Here is a 10006-nt window from a genome sequence, read left to right as displayed (position 1 = left end):
GAAGTAGGCCAGGGCGAGCGTGGGATGGCCGTGGGAGGCGAGCAGGGCCGCGTCCGCCGCCATGCCAACGCCGCCCCCGAGCCGCCGATGGCCAGCACCGCCACCCGCGCTGGGCTGCCCGCCGGTGGGAGGGCCAGCATCCCCGCAACCTGGTCGGGGTCGGTGCGCAGCGTCCTGACGGTGACGCCGCCGCCGAGCCACTGGCGGGAGAGGCTGCGCGCGGCCCAGGGACAGAGCGACGACGATGACCAGCCAGCCCGTGCCCGCATCCTGCCGCCCTCCCGCTCATACGCCACCCGGCGCGTGAGAGCAAGCCCATCGATCGCAGCCTTGTTCAGGCCATGCTAATGCCATGGCGGCAAGGTTCGGAGTTGTCCCGCTTCCTGGACACGGTGGCTATGCGGCGGGTGCTGATCTGGGCGGGACCGAGGGCACCGAACAGGCGTGGAAGGGAGCGTGCCTGAGCGTGGAATACTTCTTCTACTGCCGTGGCCGGCCGGGGACCGAGGCGCTGGCCGAGGAGCTGGCCGAGGCCCACTGGTCGTTCATGGACGGCTATGCCGAGGCGATGATCGCCAGGGGGCCGACGCTGACCCCGGACCGCACCACCTGGACCGGCAGCATGCATATGGTGGACCTGCCCGACGCCCAGGCAGCGCGGGGGTTCGCCTTCCAGGAGCCCTTCTACCGGGCCGGCGTGTACGGCGAGGTGCTGGTGCGCCGCTGGCGCAACGCGCTGGGCCGCACGATGTGGGACTACCCCGCCGAGCCCGGCGATGACCAGCGCTTCCTGGTCATCGGCCGCGCCAAGCCGGGCGTGGAGGCGGCCCGCCAGGCCCTGGAGGCGGCGCAGCGGCGCTGGTTGGGCGAGCCCGGCCACCGCGACGGGTTCATCCTGCGCGGCCCCTTGCTGGCTGAGGACGGCGCCGGGTGGGTGGGCAGCGCGCTGCTGGTGCAGCTCGGTGACCGCGCCGCTGTGGAGGCCATGCTGGCCGGGGCGCCCTACGTGCAGGCCGGGCTGTATGCGAGCGTGGAGGTCCACGACTGGCAGTTCGGCGGGCGCCACCAGGGCTGACGCGGCCTGCTCGCCGGCTCCGCCACCGACACCCTCGTCCGCGGGCCGGCCGGCGCGGGCGCCAGGTGACGCCCCGAAGCGTCAGCCACAAAGCCGCGCGTGAGCGTCGCGGCTGGCGAGCGTCGGGTCGAGCGCGGCCAGGGCCAGCCAGGCGGCACCGCCCACCTCGGTGCGTGCCGGGCGGACCGGCCCGGCGAACTGGCCCGGGAGCAGCGCCCGCACGGTCGTCCCCACCGGGGACGGGTCGCTCATCAGGCTCCCGGCGAGGACGATCGGGGTGGTCTCGCCCGGTTGCCGGATCCGGCCGAGGGTGGTGAGGAGCGCGGCTGCGGCACGCTCGACGATCGACCGCGCCTCCGGGTCGCCGTCCCGGTAGGCGGCGCTGACCAGCGGGGCGAGCGCCGACAGCTGGACACCGGGACGCGAGTGGACCGCCTCGATCACCCGGTCGCGTTGCCGTTCGGCCGCGGGCCGGGCCCGCGCCGGGGGGACCTGGTCGGCCGTCTTGGCCGCGCCCAGTTCGCGGAGCACGGCGCCGACCAGGCGGCCAGGGGGCTCCCCGGCGTCGAGGGTGCGCAGGGCGGCCCGGACGGCCTCGCGTCCGAGCCAGAAGCCCGAGCCGTCGTCACCGAGCAGCCAGCCGTGGCCGTCCGCGGTCCGCGTCAACCGGCGGTCGGTCACGGCCCCGGCGGTCGCCCCGGTGCCCGCGACCAGGACGGAGCCGTCGGGCTCAGGGGTGCCGGCCGCGAACGCGACCTCGAGGTCGGCGGCGTACCCGGGGTCGCAGCGCAGGCCGGCGTCCGCCCAGACCCGCCCGAACCGCGCGGCCACCGACGCCGTCCGCAGCGCCGACACCCCGGCCACGCCGATCACCGACGCCTCCACCCGGACGGGGTCGACCCCGGCCAGCGCCGCGCGCAGCGCGTCGCCGAACGCGGCCGCCGCCCCGTCGGGGTGGCTGACGGGATTGCCGGCGGCGGCGGTGCTCCGGCCGCGTACCCGCCCGTCGGTCCCGGCCACGAGGACGCGCGTCGAGGTCCCCCCGAGGTCGCCGCCGAGGACCAACGACTCTGTGCGCATAGGGGCTCCAGTCAGCGGGAATGGACATTGTCGCAGCGGCAGGCAGCCGATGGACAGGAGGCCAGCTTCGATGGTGGACGCGCGCAGTGCGGCCGGCGGCACCGGGGCCCCTGGGAGCGCCGTCAGCGCCCAGGCCTACCTCGATGCCCTCGCGCCGATCATGGCCAGGGTCAGCCGGCAGGCCGGGGGGCCGGTCCAGCAGGCGGCCGAGCTGGTGGTGGCGTCGCTGCGGGCCGGCGGCGTCGTCCAGGCGTTCGGGACCGGGCACTCCGAGGCCCTGGCGATGGAGTTCGCCGGTCGCGCGGGCGGGCTGGTGCCGACCAACCGGATCTCCCTGCGGGACGTGGTCATCTTCGGCGGCGAGTCGCCCGAGGTGCTCGGCGACGGCCTCCTGGAGCGCGACCCACAGGTCGCCCACCGTCTGTACGACCTCGCCGCGGTGGCGGCCGCCGACGTGTTCGTCATCGGTTCGAACTCCGGCGTCAACGGCGCCATCGTCGAGTTCGCGCGGCTGGTCAAGGAGCACGGGCACCGGCTGATCGCGATCACCTCGTTCACCCAGACGACGGGCGTGGACTCCCGGCACCCGTCCGGCGCCAAGCTGATCGACCACGCCGACGTCGCCCTCGACAACGGCGCGCCCTACGGCGACGCCGTGCTCCCCCTGCCCGGCGGCGGCACCGCCTGCGCGGTGTCGTCCATCACGGCGGCCCTGCTCGCCCAGCTGGTCGTCGCCGAGGTCGTCCGGCGGCTGCTCGAGGCCGGCGAGGCACCGCCCGTCTATGTGTCAGCCAACGTCCCTGGTGGGTATGAACGCAACAGCACCTTGGAAGCTCGATACGCCGGACGCATCCGACGTACTGCCTGAGTCCCCCGATCTCTCAAAGGAGACAGGTCCATGGGCACCCCCAACCAGTACTCGCGGCGGCTGTTCCTCCAGCGGGCCGTCCTGGTCTCGGTCGCCGCCGCCGGCGGCGGCTCCCTGCTGACCGGCTGCGCCAGCGGCGGCGGCGGGGGCACCGAGAGCGGCGGCGGCGAGACGAGCGCCGAGAACCCCTTCGGCGTGCAGGCCGACGCCCCCCTCGACGTCGTCATCTTCAAGGGCGGCTACGGCGACGACTACGCCAAGTTCCACGAGGAGCTGTACAAGAAGAAGTTCCCCAACGCCGAGATCAAGCACGCCGGCATCACCGACATCCGCCAGCAGCTCCAGCCCCGCTTCAACAGCGGCAACCCCCCGGACGTGATCGACAACTCGGGCGCCGAGCAGCTGCCGCTGGCCACGCTCGCCGACACCGGCCAGCTGGCCGACCTGACCCCGCTGTTCGACGCCGAGTCGATCGACGGCGGCAAGATCAGGGACACCCTGAACCCGGTGGCGATCGAGGCCGGCGACTACGGCGGCAAGATCCTGGTCCTGAACTACGCCCTCGAGGTCTACGGCCTCTGGTACGACAAGACGCTGTTCGACCAGAAGGGCTGGCAACCGGCCGAGACCTGGGACGACTTCCTCACCCTCGCCGAGGAGATCAAGGGCGACGGGATCGCGCCCATGGCCCACCAGGGCAAGTACCCGTACTACATCCAGCAGGTGACGATGGACATGGCCGTCAAGCACGGCGGCGTGGAGGTGGTCAAGGCGATCGACAGCCTGGAGCCGAACGCCTGGAAGCACCCGTCGGTCAAGATGGCCGCCGAGGCCCTGCTGGAGATCAAGTCCAAGGGCTACATGCTCCAGGGCACCGAGGGGCTGGACCACATCCAGTCGCAGACCCGCTGGAACGAGCACAAGGCGGCCTTCATCCCCTCCGGCTCGTGGCTGGAGAACGAGCAGAAGAAGGTCGCGCCCGAGGACTTCGCCACCACGGTCGCCCCGACCCCCCTGATGGACGGCTCCAAGCTGCCGTTCCAGTCCACCCGGGTCAGCGCGGCCGAGGCGTTCATCGTGCCCGCCAAGGCCAAGAACGTCCCCGGCGGCCAGGAGTACCTCCGGATCATGCTGTCGAAGGAGGGGGCGTCGAAGTTCACCGAGCTCACCGCCGCCCCGACCGTCGTCACCGGCGCCGGCGAGGGCCTCGACCTCACCCCGGCCGCGGCGTCGGCCAGCGAGCTCGTCAAGGCCGGCGGCGACAACAACTGGAACTACTACTTCTTCGTCTGGTACTCGCCGATGCGGCCGAAGATCGAGACGGCCTTCGGTGAGCTGGCGGCCGGCCGCGTCACCGCCGACGAGTTCTGCGCCGCCTGCCAGAAGGCGGCCGACGAGACCGCCAAGGACCCGCAGACCAAGAAGCGCACGCGCAGCTAGCCGGCGAGGTCCCTCGGCCCGGCGCGGAGAAGGAGTGCGATGCGACACGGTCAGTACCGGTTCATCGTGGGCTTCCTGGTCCTGCCCCTGGCGTTGTACGCGATCTTCGTGATCTCGCCGTTCGTCCAGGCCTTCTACTACTCGCTGACGAACTGGACCGGCGTCTCGCCACAGTTTGACTTCGTCGGGCTGCAGAACTTCCAGACGCTGACGCAGGACTCGCTGTTCCTGCGCGCGGTGCGGAACAACCTGGTGCTGCTGGTGGGCATGCCGCTGGCGGTGATCCTGCTGGCCCTGTTCTACGCCTTCCTGCTGAACGTGGGCGGGGCGGGATCCGGCGTCGGCGTCAGGGGCGTGCGCGGGTCCGGGTTCTACAAGCTGGCCTTCTTCCTGCCGCAGGTGCTGTCGGTCCCGGTGATCGCCGTGATCTGGGCCGTCATCCTCGACCCGACGCCGACGGGCCTGGTCAACAGCGCCATGCGGCGCGTCGGGTTCGGGGGCTCGGGCTGGCTGGCCGACCCCAACCTGGCCCTGTACTGCGTGCTCTGGGTCCTGGTCTGGGGCAGCGTCGGGTTCTACCTGGTGCTGTTCAACGCCGCCATGTCCTCGATCCCCAGGGACATCTACGAGGCGGCGCTGATCGACGGGGCCGGGCGGGTGGCCACCTTCTTCCGGGTCACGATCCCGCTGCTGTGGGACACGATCCAGACCTCCTGGGTGTACCTGGCGATCCTCGCCCTGGACGTCTACGCCCTGGTCGCGGTGATGACCCCCGGGCCGGGCGGACCGGCCAACGCCACCCAGGTGATCTCCCTCCAGATCGCCCAGAACGGCTTCCAGTTCGGCCGCGCCGGCTATGCGTCGGCGATGGGTGTCGTCCTGTTCTTCTTCACCCTGATCATCGCCGCCATCATGCTGCGCGCCACCCGGCGCCAGCGGATCGAGTACTGAGGGACCCGCCATGGCCGTCACGACACGCACCGGCGACGCAGGCCAACCGACCACCGCGCCGCCCAGGCGGCCCGGCGACGGCCGCAGGACCGGCCGGGCCGGCGACGTCGGGGTCAACGTCTTCTCCCACGTCGTCCTGGTCGGCTGGTCGGTGATGGTGCTGGTCCCGTTCGCCTGGGCCCTGCTCGCCTCCGTGAAGACCTCGGGCGAGATCTTCGGCTCGCCGTGGTCGCTGCCCGAGGTCTTCCAGTGGTCGAACTTCGCCCGGGCCTGGGACAAGGGCGTCGGCCAGTACCTGCTCAACAGCGTCATCGTCGTCACCGGCGGCGTGGTGCTGACCATGCTGCTCGGGTCGATGGCCGCCTATGTGCTGGCCCGGTACCGGTTCCCCGGCAACCGGCTCGTCTACTACCTGTTCGCCGCCGGGATGATGTTCCCGGTGTTCCTGGCCATCGTGCCGCTGTTCTTCGTGGTCCAGAACCTGGGCATGCTGTCCACCTACCAGGGACTGATCCTGGTCTATGTCGCCTACTCCCTGCCGTTCACCGTGTTCTTCATGCACGCGTTCTTCAAGACGCTGCCGACGTCGGTCGCCGAGGCCGCGTTCATGGACGGCTGCTCGCACGCCGGCGTCTTCTTCCGGGTGATGCTGCCGATGGCCAAGCCCGGCCTGCTGAGCATCGGCATCTTCAACGTGATCGGCCAGTTCAACCAGTTCGTCCTCCCCCAGTTCCTGTCCCCCGAGAAGCCGGTGCTCGCCCAGGGCATCGCGACACTGCTGGCCAGCCAGCGCTACGAGGGCGACTGGGGCGCCCTGTTCGCCGCCCTGACCATCGCCATGGTTCCCGTCGTGGTCGTCTACCTGCTCTTCTACCGGCAGGTCCAGGCCGGCCTGACCAGCGGCACCCTCAAGTAGCCATGGGTCGGGAACCGTTCGTCCATGCCGAGCTGCTGTCGCAGCCGGCCTGCTGGCGGCGTGCCGTCGAGGTCGCCGCACGGTCCCAGGGCCTGCTGCCCCGGGACGGTGAACGGGTCGCGGTCGTGGGCTGCGGGACGTCCTGGTTCATGGCCCAGGCCTACGCTTCCCTCCGGGAGTCCGGGGGCCGGGGCGAGACGGACGCCTTCGCCGCCTCCGAGATGCCCCGAGGGCGCGGCTACGACCGGCTGCTCGCCATCACCCGGTCGGGGACGACGACCGAGGTCCTCACCCTCCTCCAGCAGCTCCGGGGACGGCAGCCGACCCTGGCCGTCACCGCGGACCCCGCCTCCGCCGTGACCGGCGCCGCCGACCAGACGATCGTGCTCGACTTCGCCGACGAACGGTCGGTGGTGCAGACCCGGTTCGCCACGACCACGCTCGCCCTGCTCCGGGCGAGCCTGGGTCAGGACCTCGGGCCGGCCGTCGCCCAGGCCGACCAGGCCGCGGTGGCCGAGCTGCCGGCCGGCCTGCTGGAGCGGACACAGTTCACGTTCCTGGGCTCCGGGTGGACCGTCGGGCTTGCGAACGAGGCGGCGCTCAAACTGCGCGAGGCCTGCTCGGCATGGGCGGAGTCGTATCCGGCCATGGAGTACCGGCATGGCCCCATCAGCATCACCGACGCCCGGAGCGCGGTGTGGTTCCTCTCCGATCCCCCGGCGTCGCTGCCGGAGGAGGTCGCGGCCACCGGCGCGCTCGTGCTCACCCCCACCGGGGACCCGATGGCCGAGCTGGTGAAGGCGCAACGGCTGGCCGTCGCGCTCGCCGCGGCCAGGGGGCTCGACCCGGACCGGCCGCGCAACCTCAGCCGATCGGTGATCCTTCCCTCTCGGTCGGGCTAGGCGATCCCCCTGTCCCCCACCGACTGTGTCGCGGCCATCGACGTCGGCGGGACGACGATCAAGGGAGCGGTGGTCGACCGCGACGCCAGGGTCGTTTCCCGGCTGCGCCGGCCGACGCCCCCCCGCCACCGCGGGCCCGGCGAGGTCCTGGCCGCGATCCTGGCCACGGTCGACGAGCTCACGGCGGCGGCGCCAGGGAACGCCGGCGTCAACGGCGTCGGGCTCGTGGTCACCGGCATCGTCGACGAACGGCGTGGACTGGCCGTGCACTCGGAGAACGTCGGCTGGCGGGACGTACCCGTCCGGTCCCTGGTCGAGCGGGCGACCGGGATGCCGGTCGGCTTCGGCCACGACGTCCGGGCCGGGACCTTGGCGGAGTGGCGCCTGGGCGCCGGCCAGGGACTCCAGGACCTGGTCTTCGTCCCCATCGGCACGGGCGTCTCGGCCGGAATCGTCATCCAGGGAAGGCTCGTCAGCGGCGGCGGCTACGCGGGCGAGATCGGTCACGTCGACCTGGGCCACGGGGAACCGTGCACCTGCGGGGGGCGTGGCTGCGTCGAGGCGGTCGCCTCCGCCGCCGCGATCGCCCGCCGCTACGCGGCCGCCTCCGGGCGGCCGCCGTCCGATGCCAGGGAGGTCGCGGAACGGATGGCCGCCGGCGACCCGGCCGCCCGGCGGGTCTGGGCCGACGCCACGGCGGCGCTGGCGCTGGCGCTGGCCTGGACCTCCGTCGTGCTCGCGCCGCAGGCGATCCTCCTCGGCGGCGGGCTGGCCCGATCGGGGAGGCTGCTCTTCGAGCCGATCCGCCAGGCACTGGGTCGCCACCTCGGCGCGGTCCGGCAGCCGCGGCTGGTGCCCGCCACCCTGCAGGACGAGGCCGGCGTCCTCGGCGCCGCCCTCCTGGCCTGGGAGACGCTCGGGCGGACGGGAACCCCGCAGGTCGGAGGCGGTGCGTGACGATCCTGACGGACGCGCGGGTGGTCCAGGACGACCAGGTGGTCGAGGGTGGCTGGGTCCGCTGGGAGGGCGAACGGCTCGCCGAGGTCGGTCGCGGCCACCTCCCCGTGGACCGGCACCAGCCGGCCGGCGGCCGGCTGGTCGTCCCGGGCTTCGTCGACATCCACGTGCACGGTGGCGGGGGCGGCAGCTTCACGACCGGCTCCGCCGAGGACGGCGCCGCGGTCGCGTGCTTCCATCGGCGGCACGGCACCACCACCCTGCTGGCCAGCCTCGTCACCGCGCCACTTGCGGACCTCCTGCGGCAGATCTCCGCCCTGGCCGAGCTGGTCGACGACGAGACCGTGGCCGGACTCCACCTGGAAGGGCCGTTCCTGTCATCGGCCCGTCGTGGCGCGCACCCTCGGCAGCTCTTGCGAGCCCCGACGCCAGCCGCCCTCGACCAGCTCCTGTGCCGCCGGCCCGGCGCCGTCCGCATGGCGACCCTGGCTCCCGAGCTGGACGGCGGCATCGACGCCGTCGCCCAGGTCGCCGCGGCAGGGGCGGTGCCGGCCATCGGTCACACCGACGCCGCCTACGACGTCGCCCATGCGGCGGTGGACGCCGGGGCCAGGGTCGCGACCCACCTCTTCAACGCGATGCGGCCGATCCACCACCGCGAACCGGGTGTGGTCGTGGCGCTGATGGAACGTCCGGAGGTCGTCTGCGAGCTGATCAACGACGGCCTCCACCTCCATCCGTCGCTCGTGCGCTGGGTGCTGGAGACCGTCGGCGAGGCTCGCGCCGCGCTCGTCAGCGACGCCATCGCGGCCGCCGGCGCGGACGACGGCCTGTACACCCTCGGTCGATCGGCGGTCCGGGTGCGCGACGGGCGGGCCGAGCTCGCGGACGGGTCGGCACTGGCGGGCAGCACCTTGACGATGGACACGGCCTTCCGGCGTGCCGTCCAGGGCCAGGGCCTCCCCGTGGCCGCGGCCGCGCGGGCGGCGGCCACCACGCCAGCGGCCGTGCTGGGGCTCGACGACGTCGGCCGCATCGCGCCGGGGCGACTGGCCAACCTGGTGGTGCTCGAGGAGGACCTCACCGTGCGGGCCGTCCTGTACCGAGGGTCCTGGGTCGACGGGCGGACGCCATGATCCTCACCGTCACCCCCAACGTCGCCCTCGACGTCACCTACCAGGTCGACCAGCTCACTCCGGGGTCGAGCCACCGCGTGCGAAGGGTCGGGGAGCGGGCCGGCGGCAAGGGGGTCAACGTCGCCGGCGTCCTCCGGGCGCTGGGCCACGACACCGTGGTCCTCGGGTTCGTCGGCGGCGGGACGGCCGGCGCCGTCACGGCCGACCTGGCTCGGGGTGGGCTCGCCCACGAGCTGATCGCGGTCGAGGGGCCGACGAGACGATCCATCGCCGTGGTGGATTCCAGCAACGGCGAGGCGACCCTCTTCAACGAGGCGGGCCCTCCCGTTCCCGCAACGAGATGGGACGACCTCGAAACGAGGCTCGCCGCGAGGCTTCCGGGGGCGACGGCGCTGGTCGTCTCCGGAAGCCTGCCACCCGGTACCGACGACGCCGCCTGCGCCCGGCTCGTGCGCCTGGCCGCCGCGCATCGGGTCATGGTCCTGGTCGACACCGTCGGTCCGGCCCTCCTCCAGGCCGCCGCGGCCGGGGCCGACATCGTGAAGCCGAACGCGGGCGAGCTGCTCGGCACCACCGGCGTCTGCGACGTCGCCGCGGCGGCCACCGAGCTCCGGCGGCGGGGCGCGAAGACCGTCGTGGTCTCGCTCGGGGCGGACGGGATGGCCGCGTTCACCCCGGAGG

At 73.0% G+C, this 10006-nt stretch carries 11 protein-coding genes; 9 read left to right on the top strand and 2 right to left on the bottom strand.

Annotated features, from left to right (window positions below):
* The coding region (locus tag VF468_19370) for a hypothetical protein (GenBank protein HEX5880451.1) at positions 1–269 on the bottom strand (269 nt) is incomplete at its 3' end.
* Between the two features lie 197 nt (positions 270–466).
* On the opposite strand from VF468_19370, the gene VF468_19365 reads away from it, so the two are divergent.
* The gene (locus VF468_19365; protein HEX5880450.1) at positions 467–1075 is read left to right on the top strand and encodes a YciI family protein; all 609 of its coding nucleotides are present in this window, start codon (positions 467–469) and stop codon (positions 1073–1075) included.
* Between the two features lie 81 nt (positions 1076–1156).
* On the opposite strand, the gene VF468_19360 is transcribed toward VF468_19365, so the two are convergent.
* Entirely contained in the window at positions 1157–2155 is a 999-nt protein-coding gene (locus VF468_19360; GenBank protein HEX5880449.1) for a BadF/BadG/BcrA/BcrD ATPase family protein, read from the bottom strand.
* A 70-nt stretch (positions 2156–2225) separates the two neighbouring features.
* Here VF468_19360 and VF468_19355 point away from each other — a divergent pair, with 70 nt between their 5' ends.
* The 8 genes from VF468_19355 to VF468_19320 form a co-directional block, all read left to right on the top strand.
* On the top strand, positions 2226–3023 hold the full coding sequence (locus tag VF468_19355) for an SIS domain-containing protein (protein ID HEX5880448.1): 798 nt from the start codon (positions 2226–2228) through the stop codon (positions 3021–3023).
* Between the two features lie 30 nt (positions 3024–3053).
* Positions 3054–4463, top strand: coding sequence for an N-acetylglucosamine/diacetylchitobiose ABC transporter substrate-binding protein (ngcE, locus tag VF468_19350; GenBank protein HEX5880447.1), 1410 nt, complete (start codon positions 3054–3056; stop codon positions 4461–4463).
* Between the two features lie 39 nt (positions 4464–4502).
* Positions 4503–5414, top strand: a complete 912-nt coding sequence (locus VF468_19345; GenBank protein HEX5880446.1) for a sugar ABC transporter permease — start codon at positions 4503–4505, stop codon at positions 5412–5414.
* Positions 5415–5424: 10 nt separating this feature from the next.
* Positions 5425–6330 carry a carbohydrate ABC transporter permease gene (locus VF468_19340; GenBank protein ID HEX5880445.1) on the top strand — a complete coding sequence of 302 codons (906 nt, stop codon included), beginning with the start codon at positions 5425–5427 and terminating at the stop codon, positions 6328–6330.
* A gap of 2 nt (positions 6331–6332) precedes the next feature.
* Positions 6333–7232, top strand: coding sequence for an SIS domain-containing protein (locus VF468_19335; GenBank protein ID HEX5880444.1), 900 nt, complete (start codon positions 6333–6335; stop codon positions 7230–7232).
* A gap of 3 nt (positions 7233–7235) precedes the next feature.
* Positions 7236–8189 (top strand): ROK family protein, encoded by a 954-nt coding sequence (locus VF468_19330; protein HEX5880443.1) that lies wholly within the window; start codon positions 7236–7238, stop codon positions 8187–8189.
* Complete coding sequence (nagA, locus tag VF468_19325) at positions 8186–9325, top strand: N-acetylglucosamine-6-phosphate deacetylase (protein ID HEX5880442.1); 1140 nt, start codon at positions 8186–8188, stop codon at positions 9323–9325. The genes VF468_19330 and nagA overlap by 4 nt, the downstream gene beginning before the upstream one ends.
* Positions 9322–10006: PfkB family carbohydrate kinase (locus tag VF468_19320; protein HEX5880441.1), on the top strand; the 685-nt coding region annotated here is incomplete at its 3' end. The genes nagA and VF468_19320, both read left to right, overlap by 4 nt.

The organism is Actinomycetota bacterium (assembly GCA_036280995.1).
Taxonomy (GTDB): Bacteria; Actinomycetota; CALGFH01; order CALGFH01; family CALGFH01; genus CALGFH01.
This window is presented reverse-complemented; position numbering and strand designations above follow the sequence as displayed.

Bases quoted from the DNA above. Each gene is read 5' to 3' on its own strand.
- VF468_19360 (HEX5880449.1), bottom strand. From the start codon at position 2,155: ATGCGCACAGAGTCGTTGGTCCTCGGCGGCGACCTCGGGGGGACCTCG.
- VF468_19355 (HEX5880448.1), top strand. From the start codon at position 2,226: ATGGTGGACGCGCGCAGTGCGGCCGGCGGCACCGGGGCCCCTGGGAGC.
- ngcE (HEX5880447.1), top strand. From the start codon at position 3,054: ATGGGCACCCCCAACCAGTACTCGCGGCGGCTGTTCCTCCAGCGGGCC.
- VF468_19345 (HEX5880446.1), top strand. From the start codon at position 4,503: ATGCGACACGGTCAGTACCGGTTCATCGTGGGCTTCCTGGTCCTGCCC.
- VF468_19340 (HEX5880445.1), top strand. From the start codon at position 5,425: ATGGCCGTCACGACACGCACCGGCGACGCAGGCCAACCGACCACCGCG.
- VF468_19335 (HEX5880444.1), top strand. From the start codon at position 6,333: ATGGGTCGGGAACCGTTCGTCCATGCCGAGCTGCTGTCGCAGCCGGCC.